The sequence below is a fragment of the Streptomyces lydicamycinicus genome (genome assembly GCF_000829715.2).
Classification (GTDB): Bacteria; Actinomycetota; Actinomycetes; order Streptomycetales; family Streptomycetaceae; genus Streptomyces; species Streptomyces lydicamycinicus.
Genome location: NZ_BBNO01000009.1, coordinates 139,584 through 158,089, shown reverse-complemented (window position 1 = coordinate 158,089; position 18,506 = coordinate 139,584). Strand labels below are relative to the sequence as shown.

Sequence of the window (18,506 nt, the reverse complement as noted above, 5' to 3'; positions counted from 1 at the left end):
CCCCGAACGGGGGGCCCTGGCCACAGGGTCATGAGCATGCCGCGGGGGCCGCATGTTGCGCATTCACTTCGAAGACCGGGATATCGCGCGGGTACACATCGCGGCCGAACCCGATCCCTTGTGGGAAACGGTGCTCGCCCTGCACCATGTCACCCCACCGGGGCGTGGGGTGCCGGTGTACGCCGCCTGGCGGGCCCGCGCCCGCCGCGAACTGGACGCCCGGGGACTGACCCCCGCCGCCCGGCTGATCAGCGCACTGGCCCCGGCCGACGCCCGCTACTTCCCGGACTTCCTCACCCCCGACGCGGCCCGCGACGGGCTGGCCGCCGGGCTGGCGGCGCTGCGGGAGACCTCCCCGGTCCGGCTGACGGCGGAAACCGCGCGGGCCGCGCTGCCGGACCGGCTCCCGCGCTGGACCGCCGCACTGGCCGCCGGAAGCCGGGAGCCGCTCGACGAACTGGCCCGCGCCTTCCGGGAGGTGCACCGCGCGGTGATCGCCCCCGACTGGACGGAGGCGGCCGCCACCGTCGACTCCGACCGCGGTGCCCGGGCCCGCGCCCTCTGCCGCGGCGGTGTCGACGGCATGCTCAACAGCCTCCGCCCGGCGCTCCGTTGGGAGCCGCCGGTGCTGTACGTCGACTATCCCCAGGACCGCGAGCTGCGGCTGGGCGGGCGCGGGCTGCGGCTGATCCCGTCCCACTTCTGCTGGCGCAGACCCATCGCGCTGGCCGACCCCGGTCTGCCGCCGGTGCTGGTCTACCCCGTGGAACACTCCACGGCGTGGGCACCGGCCACCACCCGCAGCTGTCATCCGCAGGCGCTGTCCACCCTCCTCGGCCGCACCCGGGCCCGCATCCTCGCCGCGCTCGACGCACCGGCCACCACGGGTGAACTGGCCCGCCGCTTACGGGTCTCCGCCCCTTCGGCCAGCGAGCATGTGAGCGCCCTGCGCGAGGCCAACCTGGCCCGCAGCCGGCGCGACGGCGGTTCGGTCATCCACGCCCTCACCCCGCTCGGCACGGCGCTGCTGCACGGTGAACTCGCCCCCGTCCGCCTGCCGAATTGAGAGGTGCCGGGGCAGCGCGCCGCTCAAGGGGGGCTGACGGGTGCCCAGAGCCGGCCGGCGTCGCCCGCGGCCATGCTGCCCCGGTACTTCTCGATCTTGTGGTCGATCATCTTCAGGTTCTCCTGGGTCTCCGCCAGCTTGGCCAGGACGTCGGCGCGGTGGGCTTCCATGAGGGCGAGCCGTTCCGCCTCGTTGCCCGGTCCGGCGGCGACCAGTTCGGCGTACCGGCGGATGCCCCTGATGGGCATGCCGGTGGCGCGCAGCTTGGTGCAGATGACGATCCACTTGAGGTCGAGCTCGCGGTACCGGCGGCGCCCGCCGCTCGTACGGTCGACCGGGCTGACGACCAGGCCGGCACGCTCGTAGTACCGGAGCGTGTGGGCGCTCACCCCGGTGCGGCGGGCCGCCTCGGCGATGGTCACGCCTTCCGCGGGCACCGTCCCGGTGCGCGCCTTCGGTTCGGTGGCACCGGCTGCTGAGTGCTGCTTGATTTCGAGCACGCTCTAAATCCTAGCGTCGGACCATGAGTTCACCCGTGCTTTCCCCCGCCGCGGCTGCCGGACTGAGCCCGCGCCGCAAATCCCTGGTGCTCGCGATCTGCTGCGTGAGCATCGTGGTCGTGGTGATGGACATCTCCATCGTCAATGTCGCGCTTCCCAGCATGGGACGCGACCTGCACGCCTCCGAATCCGGCCGCCAGTGGGCGGTCGACGCCTACACCCTGGTGCTGGCCGCGTTCCTCGTCCTGGCCGGAGCCACCGCCGACCGGGTCGGCCGGCGGCGGGTCTTCCAGGCCGGTCTCGCGGCCTTCGGCCTCGGGTCGGTGCTGTGCGGACTGGCGCCGGACATCGGCTGGCTGATCGCGGCGCGTGCGCTGCAAGCAGTCGGCGGGACCATGCTCAACCCGGTGGCCATGGCGATCGTCGCGACCACGTTCACCGGTGCCGCCGAACGGGCACGGGCCATCGGGGTCTTCGCCTCGATGTCCGGACTGGCGCTGGCGCTGGGACCGGTCCTCGGCGGTGGGCTGGTCGACGCTTTCGGCTGGCGGTCGGTCTTCTGGATCAACGTCCCGATCGTGGCCGTGGCGATCGTGTGCGCCGCGCTGTTCGTACCCGAGTCCCGCGCCGAACGGGCCCGCCGGTTCGACCCCGTCGGGCAGGTACTGATGGTCCTGGTCCTGGGCTGCGTCGTCTACGCGATCATCGAATCCAGCGCGCTCGGCTGGACCTCGCCGGTCATCATCGGGCTGCTCGCCGTCGCCGCGCTCGGCGTGGCGGGCCTCCTCGGATATGAACCGCGCCGCACCGACCCGCTCCTGGAACTGCGCCTCTTCCGCAGTGTGCCGTTCAGCTCCGCGATCGTGATGGCGCTGTTCGCCCTGTGCGGCTTCGGCGCGTTCCTGTTCGTGACCACCCAGTACCTTCAGGACGTGCGCGGCCTGTCGCCGGTGGCGGCCGGGCTGTGCCTGCTCCCGGTCGGGCTGCCCGTCCTGGTGGTGGCGCCGCTCACCGGGCGCGCGGTCGGCGCGCGCGGTCCCCTGATACCGCTGGTGGTGGCAGGGATGGCGCTGGCCCTCGGCGGCGGCATGTCGCTAGGGCTCGGCCCGGAGACTCCTCTGCCGGCCGTGCTGGCGGTCCACCTGGTGTTCGGCGTCTTCCTCGGCGCGGTCAACCCGCCGATCACCAACGCGGCGATCTCCGGGATGCCCCGCTCGATGGCCGGGCTGGCCGGCTCGCTGGCCTCCACCGGCCGCCAGACCGGCACCACACTGGGCGTCGCGATCTCCGGGACCCTCATCGGCCCGCAGCTCGCCCAGGGCGGAACGGCGTTCACGGGCGCGGCGCATCGCATGTGGTGGATGCTCGTCGTACTCGGCGCGGGCATCCTCATCCTCGCTGTGATCAGCTCCGGCCGGTGGGCACGCGCCACGGCCGAACGCGCGGGCACACGGGCCGATTCCCAACCGTGAGGCGGGAGTTGCGCGTGGCGTCGCCGACGGCGAGGTGGGTGGGAACGCCCGCTACTGGCGGGCCAGGGAGCGGGTGATGCCCGTCGCGATCGTCGTGGCCAGCGTCCAGCCCGTGACGACCAGCAGATACGAGAGCCACTGGTACCCGCCCCGCGGCGCGAAGGCCCCCTCCTGTCCGAAGCCGATGATCGGCATCAGCAGATCGAGGGTGTAGAAGAAGGGGTTGAAGTCGGGGGCCTCGTCGGTCTTCAGCGGGCGTGGAGGGTGCAGGGCGAAGGCGAGGGCGCCGGTGAGCAACAGGGCCAGCAACCAGCCGGCGGCGCGCATCGGACGGAAGCCGTAGCCGACGGTGGCGTCCTGGAGGTGACCCCAGACCTTGGCGTACCAGGGCAGGGTGCGGCGGTGGCGGCGGAGTTTGGCCAGCTGGACGGTGCGGGCGGCGGCTTCGTCCCCGGCCGTACGGTAGGCGCCGGCGAGCTGCTCGTACGAGTACGACACATAACCCGCGCGCTCGCGCTCCAGCACCGGGAGCCGTTCCTCGGCGGGAAGGTGCGGGAGCAGCGAGCCGTAGGTGAGCCGGTCGAGCTTGACCTCGTCCGGCCAGACCTCCGGCGGGACGTACAGGACGTCGAACTGGGCGCGGCGGAGATTGACCGTGCCCACCACCGGCTTCGCCTCGCGCAGCCACATCTCGCCCGCGACACAGCTGCTGACGCGTAACGCCACCCCACCCGGGTTGGCGAGGGCGGCGTAGGCGAGGTTGAGCTGGCCCCCGATCCGGGCACCGCGCAGGTCGACCCGGCCGTGGGCCCGCAGCCGCATGGCGTGCACGTCGGTGCCGACGCTGAGTGTCTCGGCCTCCAGCGCGTGACCGCCGGGGGCGTTGAGCCGTGCGTCGTCGAGCGTGACCTGTCCGCCGACGGTGGCGCCGTTCAGCCGGATCCGGCCGTGGGCGACCAGGCCGGGAGCCCAGAGGTCGGTGCCGATGTCGGCGTGGTTCAGCTGGAGAACGGGTTCCTCGGGCGGCTCCGTGGCGGCCGGATCGCCGAAGTGGGCTCCGTTGGCGAAGACCGCACCGGATATCTGCGCGCCGGCCAGCCGCACCGGCCCCTTGATACGGCAACAGGTGAGCCGCAGCACCCCATCGACGTGGAGGTGTCCGGCCGTGAGACCCGGCAGGACCGAGTCGTTCAGCGCCAGGATGCGCAGCGTCGCGCCGTACAGATCCGGGGTCTCCTCGAAGGAGCAGGACCGCAGTCGTACCGGGTGCTCAACCCGGCCGTACTTCAGGTTCAGCTCCCCGGTGATCCGGGCGCCCCAGAGTTTCAGCCCCGCTATCTCGCCGTCCCGTGACGGCCCGTTGAGCAGCAGCCCCCGGAGCACCGCGGCGCGCACCGTCCGCTCGGGGCCCCAGGTGGCGCCGGCGGCGGGGTCTTCGTCGGCGTTCTCCCGGAAGTCGACGCCCTCGCCGAGGGGGAACGCCTGCCGGACACGGCGTTCCGCTGGGGTCAGCTCGGTGATCTCCACCGGCCGGATGCTGTCGCGCGGGTGTACGCACTGTCAACCAAGAACTGTGCGGCCAGGCCTGCTGCCCGTTCCCGCGCTTCTCCCAGGAGTTGGCGCCCGCCCGTCCCCGGGGCGGCCCCAAGGACCGCCCCGGGCTCCGCTCACGGCCGTACGAGGATCTTCCGCCCCTCGCCCGCCCGGAAGCGGCCCAGCGCCTCCGCGTAGTGGTCCAGCGGGAGCCGGTCGCTGATGAAGACCTCCGGGTCCAGCACGCCCGCGGCGAAGAGTTCCGCGGCGCGTTCATAGCTGTGCAGGACGGCCATCGAGCCGGTGATGGTGATCTCCTGGTTGTAGATCCGGTAGGGCTCGATGGTGGCGCGCGCCGCGTAGTCGGCGACGCCGAACTGGAGGAAGGTGCCGCCCTTGCCGACCCGCCCCAAGGCGTCCTGGATGGCGTGCTCGTTGCCGGTGGCGTCGATCACCACGTCCCAGCCGCGCGGGCGGTCCAGCTCATCGGCGGAACCGGCCGCGGCGCTGCATCCCAGGGTGCGGGCGGTGGCCAGCCGATGCGGGTTGATGTCGACGACATCGACCCCGGCGGCACCGGTGCGCTTGGCGAGTTCGAGCATCATCAGGCCCATGGTGCCCGAGCCGTAGATGAGGACCCGGGTGCCCAGTTGCTGGGAGCGCAGGATGTCGTAGCCGCGTACGGCGCAGGAGAGCGGCTCGATCAGTGCCGCGTCCTCGGTGCTGATGTGCTCGGGCAGCTTGACGCAGTTCCCGACCGGGGCCACGGCGAACTCGGCGGCGCCGCCCGCCGTGGTCACCCCGATGGCGGCCCAGCGCTCACAGAGGTTGTTGCGCCCGGTGCGGCAGTAGTGGCACTCGAAGCAGTAGAGCGACGGGTCGACGGCGACCCGGTCCCCCTCGGCGAGCTCGGTGACCGCGCTGCCGGTCGCCACGACCGTACCGGCGAACTCATGGCCCGGCACGACCGGCAGGGTGGGCGCGAACTCGCCCTGGAGGATGTGCAGATCGGTGCCGCACAGCCCGCAGGCGGCGACCGAGACCACGACCTCGCGGGGGCCGGGCGCCGGGTCCTCGACGGTGGCGACCTCGACGGTCCCGGGGGCGCTGATCACTGCGGCTTTCATTTCACGGCTCCAAGCGACAGGCCCTGGACGAGTTTGTCCTGGGCGGCGAACCCGGCGACGATCACCGGGAGGGAGATGACGGTGGCGGCGGCGCACACCTTGGCCAGGAACAGGCCCTGGCTGGTCACGAGTCCGGTCAGGAACACCGGCGAGGTCCCGGCCACGATCCCGGTCAGGACCCGCGCGAACAGCAGCTCGTTCCAGCTGAAGATGAAGGAGATCAGGGCCGTGGCCGCGATGCCCGGCATGGCGACCGGTGCCACGATCCGGGTCAGGGTGCAGGTCAGCCCCGCACCGTCGATCGAGGCGGCCTCCAGCATCTCCACCGGGACCTCGGCGAGGAACGAACGCATCATCCACACCGCGATCGGCAGGTTCATCGAGGTGTAGAGCAGGACCAGTAGCCAGATGCTGTCGAGCATCCCGGTGTTCTGCGCGAGGAGGTAGACCGGCAGCAGCCCGGCCACCAGCGGCAGCATCTTCGTGGACAGGAAGAAGAAGAGGACATCGCTCCACTTGCGCACCGGCTTGATGGCGAGGGCGTAGGCGGCGGGCACCGCCAGCAGCAGCACCAGCACGGTGGCGACGACGGAGGCGGTCAGCGAGTTGATCAGCGGCGGCCAGGGGCTGACACCGCTGCCCGCGCCGAAGAACTCGCGGTAGCCGTGCAGACTCAGCCCGGCGCCGACGCTCGGCGGGTTGGTCGCCGCGTCCGTCTCGCTGTGGAAGGACGTCAGCACCATCCAGGCGACCGGCAGGAAGAAGCCGATCCCGCACAGCCAGGCCACCAGGCCCAGCAGGGTGCCGGTGTGGCGACGGCGCCGGGTGGCGGGGGAGCCGGGGCGGCGCGGGGCCAGGAGCGGGCGGTTCATCGGGTGACCTCCTCACGCAGCAGGGACGAGACGGTGCGCAGCGCGAAGGTCGCCACCAGCAGCGAACACAGCACCACGACGACGCCCTGCGCGGACGCCCGTCCGTAGTCATGGGCCTGGTAGAAGGTCTGGTAGATGGTGTACGGCAGGTTGGCCGTGCCGAGGCCGCCGGACGTGATGGTGAACACCGCGTCGAAGTTCTGCACGACGTACACCGTGCCCAGCAGCGCGGCGAGTTCGAGGTAGCGGCGCAGATGCGGCAGGGTCAGATAGCGGAAGATGTCGAAGGCCGAGGCGCCGTCCATCCGGGCCGCCTCGATGGCGTCGGTGGCCCGGCTCTGTAGCCCGGCCAGCAGGATCAGCATCATGAACGGCGTCCACTGCCAGATCAGCGACACCTCCACCGCCGCCAGCGGTGAGTCGGTCATCCAGTCCGGCTGCGGTGGGTCGTCGCTGCCGAACAGCCGCCAGATCCAGGTCAGCGAGCCGTTCAGCAGCCCGTACGAGGCGTTGTACAGCGCATGCTTCCACAACAGTGCGGAGGCGACGGGTACGACCAGGAACGGCGTGATGAGCAGGGTGCGGACGATGCCGCGCCCGCGGAAACCACGGTCGAGCAGCAGCGCCAGCCCCAGCCCGAGCAGCAGGCTGACCAGCACCACGGTGACGGTCAGCAGCACCGTCGTGCCCACCGAGGCCCGCATCGCGGGATCGGTGAAGACCGCCCGGTAGTTGTCGAAGGCGGCGAAGCCGCGGTTCTCGGGCGCCAGCGCGTTCCAGCGGGTGAAGGAGATCACCACGGTCGCCACGAACGGGAGTTGGGTGACGATGACGAGGAAGACCAGCGCGGGAAGCAGCGGGGCGCGGCGGGCCCAGTTCTTCGCCCGCTCGGTGCGGCGGGCACGGGCCGCCGGGTCACCGCCGCGGTGCACGGCGGCCACCTCGGCCGCGGGGGCCGGCTCAGTGGTCCGTATAGGCATCGGACACCTCCTGTGCCGGTCGCCGGCTGTTCTTCAGGGCCTCGGACACGCTCTGCTTCCCGGCGATGGCCGAGCTGATCTCGTGGGACACCTTGGTGCCCAGGTCGGCGAACTCGGGGATGCCGACGAACTGGATGCCGGGGGCCGGGCGCCGCTGGACGCCGGGGTCGCCGGGCCGGGCCGAACGGATCGCCCGCTCGGTCGGGCCGGCGAAAGCCCCGGACGCCTTGACGTAGGCCGGATCGCGGTAGAGGGAGGCCCGCTTGCCGCCGGGCACGTTCGACCAGCCCAGCTCGCGGCCCACCAGCCGCTCGTAGTCCTTGCCCGAGGCCCAGCGGATGAACTTCCAGGCCGCGTCCTGGTGCGTACTGGCCTTCTGCACGCCCCACGCCCAGGTGTAGAGCCAGCCCGCGTCCCGGGTCCGCTCCACCGGCGCGGGTGCGTAGCCGACCTTGCCCGCGACCTTGGAGTCGGCCCCCTCCAGCGAACCGGCGCCGGCCGTCGCGTCGTACCACATGGCGACCTTGCCCTGCTGCATGTCGTTGAGGCACTCGGTGTATCCGGCCTGCGGGGCGCCCGCCTCACCGTGCTTGCGGACCAGATCCACGTAGAACCGGGTGGCCCGGGTGAATTCCGGGCTGTCGACCCGCGGCTGCCAGTCCTTGGTGAACCACGTCCCGCCGAAGGTGTTGACGACGGTGCTCAGCGGGGCGGCCAGCTGGCCCCAGCCTGGCTGGCCGCGCAGACAGATCCCCTTCATGCCCTTGCGGAAGCCGTCCAGCTTCGCCGCCAGGGCGGCCACCTGGTGCCAGGTGGGCCGGGCGGGCATGGACAGCCCGGCCTCCTTGAGGAGGTCCTTGCGGTACATCAGGAACGAGGACTCGCCGTAGAAGGGCTGGGCGTAGATCTTGCCGTCGGCGGCCGTGAGGGAGGAGCGGACCGGGGGGAGGATGTCGCCCTGGTCGAATCCGCGGTCCTTGGCGGCACGGGTGCCCAGTTCGGCCAGCCAGCCGTTGCGGGCGTAGATGGGCGTCTCGTAGTTGCTGACGCTCGCCACGTCGTACTGCCCGGCCTGGCTGGAGAAGTCCTGGCTCATCTTGTCGCGCAGATCGTCCTCCGGCAGCACGGTGAAGTTGACCTTGATGCCGGTCTCCTTGGTGAAGTGCTCGGCGGTGAGCCGCTGGAGATCCACCATCTGCGGGTTGTTGACCATCAGGACGTTGATGCTGTGGCGGCTCTCGTTGCCCGCGTCGCCGGCGCCGCGGTAACAGCCGGCGGTGGACAGGGCCAGGGCCACGGCGAGGGCGGTCAGCCCTAGGGAGCGGGCGCCGCGGCCTGGTCCGGGGGGTCGTGCTCTCACGGCTCGTACCTTTCTGGGGACAGGGGACGTGCGTGTCCGGCGAATGCCGCACAAGCGGCGGTTTTGGGGCGTACGACGCCGTTTCGCGGGTACGCCCGGGAGCCGTCCGACGGCCGGCGGTGCGGGCCCGGCCTTCGGCGGTCAGCTGTGGGGGATGTGGTGCCGCGGTGCGGGGCCGGTCGTCCGGCGGCCCCGGCCGCGGTCAGACCCGGAGCACCTGCGGCCCCAGGAGCGAGTAGCGATGCGCCTCCGGCGCGGACAGCCCCGCGTCGGTGACGATCGTGTCGAAGTCACGTACCTCGGCGAACCGGCAGAAACTGCTGGCGCCGAATTTGCTGTGCACCCCGACCAGCACCCGCCGCCGGGAGGAGCGGACGGCCTGCTCCTTCACCTCGGCGACCGCCGGATCCGGGGTGGTCAGACCGTGCTCCCGGGAGACGCCGTTCGCCCCCAGGAAGGCCAGGTCGATCACGAACCGGGCGAGCATCTCCCGGGCCCAGGACCCCACCGTCGCCTGCGTCCCGGAGCGGACCCGGCCGCCGGCCAGCAGGACGGTGGTGGATTCGGACGCCGCGACCAGGGAGGCGGTGCGCAGCGATGCGGTGATCACGGTCAGCGGGCGGTCGGTGGGCAGCAGCGTGGCGACCAGCTCCGGGGTGTAGCCCTCGTCGACGAAGACCGTCTCGGCCTCGCCGACCAGCGCCGCGGCGGCCGCCGCGATCCGGCGCTTCTCGTCCACCTGCTGGGTCTCCCGCCGGGCCAGCGTGGTCTCGAACCCGGCGCTCTCGACCGGGTACGCCGCGCCGTGCGTACGCCGGACCAGGCCCCGGCGCTCCAGCTCACTCAGATCGCGCCGGACGGTTTCGCGGGCGACCCCGAATGCCGACGCGGCCTCGGCGACCTCGATCCGGCCGGACTGCCGGGCGAGCGCGAGGAGGCGATGCTGGCGTTCCTCGGCCCTCATGGTTCACTCCTGCCGCTTTCTGTGTGCTTCCGGTCTGCGTTCGGTCACGAGGTTGCCCGTTTCCGCCCGCATCAGGTTTATAGCAACCGGGGCGGCGCCGCAGGCTGCCCGTCACAGCAAAAAACCTGACCGTTTCCGCCCGCTTCCGAGCACTGTCAGCTTGGCCCTACGCACGAACGGGTGCCCGTATGGCGCGTGGGGAGGGTCCGTCCGGGCGCGACGGGCCGGGGCGGCGTCGGGGGCGGTCCATTGTGTGCCGGTGGGCCATCGCGGTGGTGCAGCCATCGGCGGCGCTTAGTCTGGACGGCATGAGCTCGGAGATGCGGTCGTTGGCGGTCACTGCGATCGTGCAGGCGGAAGAGTGTGCGGTGTTGCGGGTGAGTGGGGAGCTGGACCTCCGCACCGAGCAGGCCTTTCTGGCCGAGGCCCGGGAGGTGGTCTCGGCCGGACACCGCTATCTGGTGCTCGATCTGACCGCGCTGCGCTTCTGTGACTCACGGGGGCTGAGCTGTCTGCTCGCCCTGGAATGGCTCTGCCGGCGCCTGGAGGGCAGGCTGCTGCTGGCCTCGCTCGGCGTACGGATGCTGCGGCTGCTGGTCGGCACCCAGTCCCTCGGCGTCTTCTCCTGCTACCCCACCGTCGGGCATGCGCTGACCGCGGTCCCCGACGCCAGCCGCCCGGCGTGGCCGCCCGCGGTGGCGGACCCGGTCGCGGAAGCCGACGACATCTGAGCCCGGCGGCCCGCCGTCCGGGCAGCGGGCCGGCCCGGACGGGCGCGGGCGCGCGGCGGGTGGCTACTCCGCCCGGCCCAGGTCCCGGACGAGCGTGGGGGAGGGGCGGGGGATCTCGCCGAAGTCCTCGTCGTCGCTGTCCACGACGAGACGGTTGATCACATTCTCCAGCGCGGTCGGCAGGGTCGGGGCGAGCCCGCTGTGCCACTGGACGAGGAGGTTGTGCCGGGCCGAGTCCGGCAGCAGCTGTTTCTCGTCGAACGCGGCCACCGGGGGGCGCTCCTCGTCCGGCGCGTGGGCGGCCTGCTCGCGCCAGTAGGCGGCGTCGCGGTACTCGCCGTTGCGGCGGTGCGAGAGATACAGGCAGTAGGCGGCCGTCCGGCTGCCAGCGCCGGCGCCGAAGTGCCACCAGAAGTGCGCCGCGTCGGTGCGCCCGGTGATGTGCAGCAGACAGGCGAAGACCAGCGCGCCCTCGGGGTCGATGTGATGGTCGTTGACCAGCCGTTCCAGACTCGCCGCGGCCGCCGCGGCATTGACGACCAGCGCACAGGCCAACTGGAGCTCATGGGTGGCCTCGTCCCGGGCGCTGGGATAGGTGCTGGGCGCGCCCTGGTCGGCCCGGACCGTCCGCACCGCTGTCGGACGACCGTCCGCGGCCGCCGTCCCCGCGAGCAGGGACGCGCCGAGGCAGCTGAGCGCGCCCGCGTCATCGAGGTCGCGGAATCCGGCCAGATCATCGATGCCGGACACCGCCGCGGCCGCGCTGAGCAGCGTCTCGACGGTTTCCCGGCGGTCGGCGGGACGGGTGTGCCACATGGTCAGTTCCCCCTTGCGTTTCCCTGATCGATACCGAGCGCGGCGGCGAGCTTGCGCTTGCCGCGGCTCGCATAGGAGCGGACGGTGACTTCGTCGACGCCCAGCAGCGAGCCGATCTGGGCGTCGCTGTACCCGATGACATGGCGCAGCACGATCACATCGCACTGCCGCTCCGGCAGCCGGGCGATGGCCGCGTACAGCCCCAACTGGCTTTCCAGCATCGCGAATTGCTGCTGGCACTCACGCAGCAGGGCATGGGTGACGACGGCGAACGCGGCGGTTTCGGTGAGCGCGGTGGGCTGGTGGTGGTCGTACAGCCACTCCACGACCCGTTCCTTGAGGACCGACCAGGCGTACGCCTCCACCGACGCCTGCCGCAGCGCGTGCGGCCACAGCCGGCCGAGCTGCCCGTACGCGGCCCGGGTGACCTCACGGGCCGCGGCCTCGCTGCCCGTGTGCAGATAGGCGTAGGTCAGCCACTTCCGCGCGTGCGTGGCCAGAAACGCCTCGAAGGTGATCGACAGCCGGTGGTCGAACGGGTCCGACGCGGAGGCCGGGAGCGAACAGTGGGGGAGTGGCGATAACTCCGCGGCACGGACATGCGCCGGAGCGCACGCCGGCAGCGGTCGGTCCCGGTCTGCGCTCACAAGCCGTCCTCGTTCCGTTGGGCATGCACCGAACCGGGCGCCGAGGCGCTGCCGGCAGCGGGAGAGCGGTTGCTCTCACCTTCCAATGAACCGGAAAGTGAGCCCGTTTGTGGCATCGGCAGGGCAAAAATCTGCCGCTGCGTATTCATATGACTACGCATGACAGTGGCATGTGACGGCGCATGACCGTGGCATGGCCGCCCGTCATGGGACGCGTCGGGTGTGCTCCGGCATGATCCGTGACATACGGGGCACCGCGCCCCAACGACCGGGCGTGCGAGGGAGTTTGACGCGCTCTCCGCGGCGCGTGGCGCACGGAACGGGCATCATGGTGCGCGGGGGAGGCGCCGGGCAGGAGGGCGAATTGGGGAGGCAGCGCACGATGGGCGAGCACGATTCCGTGGTGGACCTACAGCTGGACCGGGCCCACTCGTCCCGGATCTATGACTATTTCCTGGGCGGCAAGACCAACTTCCTGGCCGACCGGATGGCCGCCGGGAGCGTCCTGGGCGTCTTCCCCGCCGCGCTGGTCGCCGCCCGCATCAACCGCGAGTTCATGCACCGCGCCACCCGGGTCCTCGCCGTCTCCGGTCTCCGGCAGTTCCTCGACATCGGCACCGGCATCCCCACCCCGCCGAACCTCCACGACATCGCCCAGGGCATCGCCCCCGACGCCCGGGTCGTCTACACCGACAACGACCCGATCGTCCTCGCGCACGCCGCGGCGCTGCTGATCGGCACCGCCGAGGGCCGCACGGCGTATGTCCAGGCCGATGTCAACGACCCCGAGAGCATCCTCGGCGCGCCCCAGCTCCTGGACACCCTCGACCTGACCCGCCCGGTCGCGCTCAGCCTGAACGCCCTGATGCACTTCGTCCCCGACGACGGCGAGGACCGCGCCCACACCATCGTCGAGACCCTCAAGGCCGCACTGCCCAGCGGCAGCACCCTGGCGTTGAGCCATGCCACACCGGACTTCAGCCCGGAGGCGATGCGGAAGATCATCAAGATCTACGGCGATACGGGCACCCGGCTCCAGTTCCGCTCCCGCGCCGAGGTCCTGCGCTTCTTCGACGGCTGGGAGCTGCTGGAACCGGGCCTCACGCTCTCCCATCAGTGGCGCCCCGACCGCCCCGAGGACGCCACCCATGTCACCGACGCGGAGGCCGCCTGCTACGCGGGCGTCGCCCGCAAGCCCTGAGCGGGCGCGGCCGGCAGCCTCCCACGCGGCGTTCCTATTCCTTGCGGTAGCCGTACGCCTCCCCGGCCGCCGCCGCGACCGCGTCCAGATCCGCCCCGGCCGACGCGGTGACCACGGCGGCCACCGCACCCTCCACGAACGGCGCGTCCACCAGCCGGGCGCCCTCGGGGAGTTCGTCCCCCTCGGCGATCAGCGCCTTCACGGTCAGTACGGCGCTGCCCAGGTCGACCAGGACCGCCACCCCCGCACCGCGGTCCACCGACCGCGCCGCCTCGGTGATCAGCTCCGCACTCGTACCGAGACCGCCGTCCGGGGTACCGCCCGCGGCCGCCACCGGCACCGTGTCCCCGCCGCCGGCCAGCCCGACCGCCAGCGTCGCCACCGACTCCGCGACCGGCCCGCTGTGCGACACCAGCACCACCCCGACCCGCGCGCCCTCGCCGCCGGCCGTCCCGTTCGCCGTCCCCGTGCTCACTTCGCCACCTCCGCGAGGGCCGCGAACAGCAGTGCCGAGGACGTGGCCCCCGGATCCTGATGCCCGATGCTGCGTTCTCCCAGATAGCTCGCCCGGCCCTTTCTGGCCTGCATCGGTACGGTGGCCAGCGCACCCTCCGCGGAGGCCGCGGCCGCCGCGTCGAAGGAGTCCGCCAGCGCCACCACCCCGGGCGTCAGCGCGTCGAGCATCGTCTTGTCGCCCGGCGCCGAACCGCCAAGCTGCCCCACCGCGGCCACCCCGGCGGCCAGCGCCGACCGCAGCTCCGCCGCCGAGGTCTGCGGCGCCTCGCCCAGGGTCTTGCCGGCGCGCCGCAGCAGCGTGCCGTAGAGCGGCCCGGACGCCCCGCCCACACTGGAGATCAACTGCCGTCCGGCGGCGGTCAGGACGCCACCGGGCGTCGCCGGCGGCTCCGTCTCCAGCACCTTGACCACGGCCGCGAAGCCGCGCTGCATATTCCTTCCGTGGTCGGCGTCACCGATGGGTGAGTCCAGCTCGGTGAGCCGGTCGGCCTCCCGGTCGATGACGGCGGCGGCCGCCGTCATCCAGCGTACGAAGAACGCGGTATCCAGCACCGTTTCGGACACGGACTACTCCTTGGTTGTTCAGGTACTGAGAAAAGAAAGCGATACGGGCACGGGTCCAAAGGCCCGGTCACCGTCCCCAGCGAAGCCCCGCCGTCTGCACCGGCGCGTCCCACAGCCGCAGCAGCTCCCCGTCGACCTGGCACAGCGTCACCGAGCAGCCCGCCATGTCCAGCGACGTCACATAGTTGCCGACGAGCGTACGGGCCACCGCCACGCCCCGCTCGTCGAGCACCCGGCGGACCTCCGCGTTGAATCCGTACAGCTCCAGCAGCGGGGTCGCCCCCATGCCGTTGACGAGCACCAGCACCGGCAGCCGCGGATCCAGGTCCTCCAGGATCGCGTCCACCGCGAAGTCCGCGATCTCGTGCGAGGTCATCATCGCGCGGCGCTCCCGCCCCGGCTCGCCGTGGATCCCGACCCCCAACTCCAGCTCCCCGGTGGGGAGATCGAAGGTGGGGCTGCCCTTCGCCGGGGTCGTACAGGCGCTCAGCGCCACCCCGAAACTGCGCGAGGACGCCACGACCTGCCGGGCCAGCGCCTCCACCCGCTCCAGCGGCATGCCCTCCTCGGCCGCGGCACCGGCGATCTTCTCCACGAAGAGCGTCGCCCCGGTGCCGCGCCGCCCCGCGGTGAACGTCGAGTCGGTCACCGCGACATCGTCATCGATGAGCACACTGGCCACCTGCACCCCCTCGTCCTCCGCCAGTTCCGCCGCCATCTGGAAGTTGAGGACGTCCCCGGTGTAGTTCTTCACGAGGAACAGCACGCCGTGGCCGCTGTCCACGGCCGCCGCGGCCCGCACCATCTGATCGGGTACCGGCGAGGTGAAGACCTCGCCGGGACAGGCGGCGTCCAGCATGCCGGGCCCGACGAACCCCCCGTGCAGCGGCTCGTGCCCACTGCCACCCCCGGATACCAGCGCCACCTTGTCCGCCACCGGAGCGTCCCGCCGCACGATCACCCGGTTCTCGGCATCCACCACCAGCTCGGGGTGGGCCGCGGCCATCCCGCGCAGCGCATCCGTGACCACGGTTTCGGCGACGTTGATCAGCATCTTCATGGGTACCTCCTGGTGAGCTGGCAATCGGGTCGCTGACCGGCGTTTGCCCAGGTCAGGCTGTGGTGATGCACGACTATCGATCTTGGCGGTCCGGGGGCGGCGAGGGAAGGGGCAGGGCAGGGCGAAGGACGGCCGCAGCCCTCTTTCCTGACGGTGCGTCCGGCACTCCGCAGCGTGCGCGGAGCGGAGGTGGGGCCGCCCCGAGGGCAGTATCCGTGCTCAGATCCTCCAGGTCACGTGACGCGGAAAAGGCGAGTGTCCGCGTCTCCGGCCCGGGCGGCCCCGGCCGGCCGATGGGGGGCCGGGCCGCCCGGTAAAGGCAGGCCCGGGATGTCGTGTGAGGGAGACGACGGGAATTCCGCGCGGCTCGGGCGCAACCATTTCCGGTCACCGGTTGTCCCACTGCCAGTCACGGAAACTTCCGGCCCGCGTCGTGCGGCCGACACCTTCGAGGAGCAACCCCGCCATGCCCGAGACGGGCCTCAGAGCCGCCCCGCGGTTCAGCATCATCGTTCCCGTTTACAACGTGCAGGGCTATCTTCGCGCGTGCCTGAACTCGCTGCTGGCGCAGGATTTCACCGACTTCGAGGTCATCGCGGTCGACGACTGCTCGCCGGACCGCAGCGGCGAGATCCTGGCGGAGTTCGCCGCCCGCGACCCGCGGGTGATCCCTGTGCGCCACGAGGAGAACGGCGGCATCGGCGCTGCCCGGAACACCGGCGTACAGCGTGCGCGCGGGGACTATCTGCTGTTCCTCGACAGTGACGACACCTTCACCGCGGGCGCGCTGCGGGCCATGGCCGACCGGCTGAGCGCAGCGGAGGACCCGGACCTGCTGCTCTTCGACCATGTACGGACCTACTGGTGGCACGCGGTCCAACCGAGTGCCGTCCGTGAACTCCTCGCCGAGGCCGGAACGGAGGTCTTCAAGCCCACCGAGCGCACCGAATTCCTGCATATGTTCGCGGTGGTGTGGAACCGGGCCTTCCGGCGCGACTTCTTCGTGGACAACGGATTCCGGTACACCGACGGGCTCTACGAGGACGCCCTCATGGTCTACACGACCATGCTCACCGCCGAGCGTGCCGTGTGCCTGGACCACGCCTGTGTGGAATACCGCCAGCGCCGGCACGGCAATTCCATGAAGACACCGGGCCGCAAGCACTTCACGATATTCGACCAGTACCAGCGGCTCTTCGACTTTCTCGACGGCCGGCCGGACCTCGACCCGCTGCGGCCGCTGTTCTTCGAGCGTATGGTCAGTCACTTCCTCTTCACCGGCGCGCGGGAAAGCCGGGTGCGCGTCCAGGACCGGCCGGAATTCTTCCGCCGTTCCGTGGCGATGTACCGGCGGCACAAGCCCGCGGGATTCACCCCGCCCCCGGAGGTCGACGCCCGCCGGTTCCAGGCACTGGAACGTGGTTCGTACCGCGTCTTCCAGGCCCTGGATCTGATGAGCCGTACCCGGAAGAGCGGGCAGCAGCGCCTGCGCAAGGCCCAGCGCGCCATGAGCAAGCGGGCCGCGACGAGCTTCTACCGGATGCAGCTGAAGCGCCCCATCGACCAGAACCTCGCCGTCTTCAGCGCCTACTGGAACCGCACCCCCTCCTGCAATCCGCTGGCGGTCTACGAAAAGGCCAAGGAGCTGGCTCCGCAGCTGCACGGGGTGTGGGTGGTACGCGAGGACGTCGTGGACACCGTGCCGGACGGTATGGACCACGTCGTCGTCAACAGCCGGCGCTACTGGGAGCTGATGGCGCGCGCGAAGTACTTCGTCAACAACGTCAACTTCGCCGACGAGGTGGTCAAGCGCAAGGGCCAGGTCCATCTCCAGACCCATCACGGCACCCCGCTCAAGCGCATGGGCATCGACCAGCAGAAATACCCGGCTGCCGGCAAGGGAATGAGCATGCGCAAGCTGCTCGAACGCGCCGACCGCTGGGATCTGTCGGTCTCCGCCAACCAGCACACGAGTGAGCAGTGGGAGCGGGTCTACCCCTGTGGCTTCGAGTCCGTCGACGCCGGCTATCCGCGCAATGACGTCTTCTTCCGGACCGGTGCCCGGGAAATCCTGGACATCCGTGAGCGGCTGGGGATCGCCCCCGGCCGCACCGCCGTCCTCTACGCCCCGACGGTGCGCGACTACCAGGTCGGCTATGTGCCACAGCTGGACCTGGAGAAAATCACCCGCGAACTCGGCCCGGACATCGTCCTGCTGGTCCGTACGCACTACTTCTACGGCCAGAACCCGCACCTTCAGAAGCTCCAGGAGGAGGGGGCGCTGATCGATGTCTCCCGGCATCCGTCGGTCGAGGAGCTGTGCCTCGCCGCGGACGCGCTGATCACGGACTACTCGTCGATCATGTTCGATTACGCCAACCTCGACCGGCCGATCATCAACTACGCGGACGACTGGGAGACGTACGTCCGCTCCCGCGGGGTCACCTTCGACCTGCTGTCAGGAAAGCCGGGAGACACCCCGGGGATCGTCGCCACCAGCGAGGACGAGCTGATCGAGGCGTTCCGCAGCGGCCGCTGGAACGGCACCGAAGCCGGCGAGCTGCGGGCCGCCTTCCGCGCCCGCTTCTGCATGTGGGACGACGGCCACGCCGCCGAGCGGGTGGTCAACCGGGCCTTCCTCGGCAACCCGGAGCTGGTCCCGGCCCCGCTTCCGCTGTCCGAGCGCACCGTCGCACCGTCCCCGGCCGAGGCCGCTCGCGCCGTGCGGGGCGTGGTCCTCGCCTCCGGGGCGGACACCTCCTCCGGCCGGCCGGACGTCGAGCTGACCGGCTGACTGCGGGAGGCGCCGGCCCGGACTCCGGGCCGGCGCGGCGCCCAGGTGTGAGCGGACGCGGACGGGGCACCCGCAGCCGTGAACCACGAGGCGACCGGAAGGAGCCGACGCATGCCGCACCACGAGGTACCGGATCCGCCACCGCCGGGCCCGCTGGATCCCGTGCACCCCAAGCCCCAGCCGCCGCCGGTCCCCGACCCGGACCCCGAGCCCGCACCACGGCCCGGCGGCCCTCGCCCCGACCGGGGCTCGCGCGCCGCTGAGTCGCCCGGCGAGGCACGCCACGGTCGACCGGCGTAACTC

At 71.5% G+C, this 18,506-nt stretch carries 17 protein-coding genes; 5 read left to right on the top strand and 12 right to left on the bottom strand.

Annotated features, from left to right (window positions below):
- Positions 1 to 52: 52 nt before the first annotated feature.
- The gene (locus TU31_RS30040; RefSeq protein WP_042160364.1) at positions 53 to 1,066 is read left to right on the top strand and encodes a winged helix-turn-helix domain-containing protein; all 1,014 of its coding nucleotides are present in this window, start codon (positions 53 to 55) and stop codon (positions 1,064 to 1,066) included.
- A gap of 23 nt (positions 1,067 to 1,089) precedes the next feature.
- On the opposite strand, the gene TU31_RS30035 is transcribed toward TU31_RS30040, so the two are convergent.
- The gene (locus TU31_RS30035) at positions 1,090 to 1,566 is read right to left on the bottom strand and encodes a MerR family transcriptional regulator (protein WP_219819233.1); all 477 of its coding nucleotides are present in this window, start codon (positions 1,564 to 1,566) and stop codon (positions 1,090 to 1,092) included.
- A gap of 23 nt (positions 1,567 to 1,589) precedes the next feature.
- Between TU31_RS30035 and TU31_RS30030 the strand changes: the two genes are divergently transcribed.
- Complete coding sequence (locus tag TU31_RS30030) at positions 1,590 to 3,038, top strand: DHA2 family efflux MFS transporter permease subunit (protein WP_042160362.1); 1,449 nt, start codon at positions 1,590 to 1,592, stop codon at positions 3,036 to 3,038.
- 51 nt (positions 3,039 to 3,089) lie between these two features.
- On the opposite strand, the gene TU31_RS30025 is transcribed toward TU31_RS30030, so the two are convergent.
- The 6 genes from TU31_RS30025 to TU31_RS30000 form a co-directional block, all read right to left on the bottom strand.
- Positions 3,090 to 4,565 (bottom strand): hypothetical protein, encoded by a 1,476-nt coding sequence (locus tag TU31_RS30025; protein ID WP_042160361.1) that lies wholly within the window; start codon positions 4,563 to 4,565, stop codon positions 3,090 to 3,092.
- Positions 4,566 to 4,705: 140 nt separating this feature from the next.
- Complete coding sequence (locus TU31_RS30020; RefSeq protein ID WP_042160360.1) at positions 4,706 to 5,698, bottom strand: zinc-dependent alcohol dehydrogenase family protein; 993 nt, start codon at positions 5,696 to 5,698, stop codon at positions 4,706 to 4,708.
- Positions 5,695 to 6,570, bottom strand: coding sequence for a carbohydrate ABC transporter permease (locus TU31_RS30015; protein ID WP_042160359.1), 876 nt, complete (start codon positions 6,568 to 6,570; stop codon positions 5,695 to 5,697). Before TU31_RS30015 ends, TU31_RS30020 begins: the two co-directional genes overlap by 4 nt.
- A complete protein-coding gene (locus TU31_RS30010; RefSeq protein ID WP_181018699.1) occupies positions 6,567 to 7,550 on the bottom strand; it encodes a carbohydrate ABC transporter permease in 984 nt (327 codons plus the stop codon). Before TU31_RS30010 ends, TU31_RS30015 begins: the two co-directional genes overlap by 4 nt.
- Positions 7,531 to 8,910 (bottom strand): ABC transporter substrate-binding protein, encoded by a 1,380-nt coding sequence (locus TU31_RS30005; RefSeq protein WP_107070777.1) that lies wholly within the window; start codon positions 8,908 to 8,910, stop codon positions 7,531 to 7,533. The genes TU31_RS30010 and TU31_RS30005 overlap by 20 nt, the downstream gene beginning before the upstream one ends.
- A 202-nt stretch (positions 8,911 to 9,112) precedes the next feature.
- Entirely contained in the window at positions 9,113 to 9,874 is a 762-nt protein-coding gene (locus tag TU31_RS30000; RefSeq protein ID WP_042160358.1) for a DeoR/GlpR family DNA-binding transcription regulator, read from the bottom strand.
- A 308-nt stretch (positions 9,875 to 10,182) separates the two neighbouring features.
- Between TU31_RS30000 and TU31_RS29995 the strand changes: the two genes are divergently transcribed.
- Positions 10,183 to 10,605 carry an STAS domain-containing protein gene (locus TU31_RS29995; RefSeq protein WP_245698880.1) on the top strand — a complete coding sequence of 141 codons (423 nt, stop codon included), beginning with the start codon at positions 10,183 to 10,185 and terminating at the stop codon, positions 10,603 to 10,605.
- Between the two features lie 63 nt (positions 10,606 to 10,668).
- On the opposite strand, the gene TU31_RS29990 is transcribed toward TU31_RS29995, so the two are convergent.
- Positions 10,669 to 11,421 (bottom strand): hypothetical protein, encoded by a 753-nt coding sequence (locus TU31_RS29990; protein ID WP_052719113.1) that lies wholly within the window; start codon positions 11,419 to 11,421, stop codon positions 10,669 to 10,671.
- A gap of 2 nt (positions 11,422 to 11,423) precedes the next feature.
- On the bottom strand, positions 11,424 to 12,068 hold the full coding sequence (locus TU31_RS29985; protein ID WP_042160354.1) for an RNA polymerase sigma factor: 645 nt from the start codon (positions 12,066 to 12,068) through the stop codon (positions 11,424 to 11,426).
- 382 nt (positions 12,069 to 12,450) lie between these two features.
- Here TU31_RS29985 and TU31_RS29980 point away from each other — a divergent pair, with 382 nt between their 5' ends.
- Positions 12,451 to 13,269 carry an SAM-dependent methyltransferase gene (locus TU31_RS29980; protein ID WP_042160352.1) on the top strand — a complete coding sequence of 273 codons (819 nt, stop codon included), beginning with the start codon at positions 12,451 to 12,453 and terminating at the stop codon, positions 13,267 to 13,269.
- A gap of 34 nt (positions 13,270 to 13,303) precedes the next feature.
- On the opposite strand, the gene dhaM is transcribed toward TU31_RS29980, so the two are convergent.
- From dhaM to dhaK, 3 genes are all read right to left on the bottom strand, one after another.
- A complete protein-coding gene (dhaM, locus tag TU31_RS29975; protein WP_042160350.1) occupies positions 13,304 to 13,744 on the bottom strand; it encodes a dihydroxyacetone kinase phosphoryl donor subunit DhaM in 441 nt (146 codons plus the stop codon).
- Positions 13,741 to 14,337: a dihydroxyacetone kinase subunit DhaL gene (gene dhaL, locus TU31_RS29970; protein WP_042160675.1), complete on the bottom strand. Its 597-nt coding sequence runs from the start codon at positions 14,335 to 14,337 to the stop codon at positions 13,741 to 13,743. The genes dhaM and dhaL overlap by 4 nt, the downstream gene beginning before the upstream one ends.
- Before the next feature lie 79 nt (positions 14,338 to 14,416).
- Complete coding sequence (dhaK, locus tag TU31_RS29965; protein WP_042160347.1) at positions 14,417 to 15,409, bottom strand: dihydroxyacetone kinase subunit DhaK; 993 nt, start codon at positions 15,407 to 15,409, stop codon at positions 14,417 to 14,419.
- A 466-nt stretch (positions 15,410 to 15,875) separates the two neighbouring features.
- Here dhaK and TU31_RS29960 point away from each other — a divergent pair, with 466 nt between their 5' ends.
- Complete coding sequence (locus TU31_RS29960; RefSeq protein WP_042160346.1) at positions 15,876 to 18,203, top strand: bifunctional glycosyltransferase/CDP-glycerol:glycerophosphate glycerophosphotransferase; 2,328 nt, start codon at positions 15,876 to 15,878, stop codon at positions 18,201 to 18,203.
- Positions 18,204 to 18,506 lie beyond the last annotated feature (303 nt).

Bases quoted from the DNA above. Each gene is read 5' to 3' on its own strand.
- TU31_RS30040 (WP_042160364.1), top strand. From the start codon at position 53: ATGTTGCGCATTCACTTCGAAGACCGGGATATCGCGCGGGTACACATC.
- TU31_RS30030 (WP_042160362.1), top strand. From the start codon at position 1,590: ATGAGTTCACCCGTGCTTTCCCCCGCCGCGGCTGCCGGACTGAGCCCG.
- TU31_RS30020 (WP_042160360.1), bottom strand. From the start codon at position 5,698: ATGAAAGCCGCAGTGATCAGCGCCCCCGGGACCGTCGAGGTCGCCACC.
- TU31_RS30015 (WP_042160359.1), bottom strand. From the start codon at position 6,570: ATGAACCGCCCGCTCCTGGCCCCGCGCCGCCCCGGCTCCCCCGCCACC.
- TU31_RS30010 (WP_181018699.1), bottom strand. From the start codon at position 7,550: ATGCCTATACGGACCACTGAGCCGGCCCCCGCGGCCGAGGTGGCCGCC.
- TU31_RS30000 (WP_042160358.1), bottom strand. From the start codon at position 9,874: ATGAGGGCCGAGGAACGCCAGCATCGCCTCCTCGCGCTCGCCCGGCAG.
- TU31_RS29995 (WP_245698880.1), top strand. From the start codon at position 10,183: ATGAGCTCGGAGATGCGGTCGTTGGCGGTCACTGCGATCGTGCAGGCG.
- TU31_RS29990 (WP_052719113.1), bottom strand. From the start codon at position 11,421: ATGTGGCACACCCGTCCCGCCGACCGCCGGGAAACCGTCGAGACGCTG.
- TU31_RS29980 (WP_042160352.1), top strand. From the start codon at position 12,451: ATGGGCGAGCACGATTCCGTGGTGGACCTACAGCTGGACCGGGCCCAC.
- dhaK (WP_042160347.1), bottom strand. From the start codon at position 15,409: ATGAAGATGCTGATCAACGTCGCCGAAACCGTGGTCACGGATGCGCTG.
- TU31_RS29960 (WP_042160346.1), top strand. From the start codon at position 15,876: ATGCCCGAGACGGGCCTCAGAGCCGCCCCGCGGTTCAGCATCATCGTT.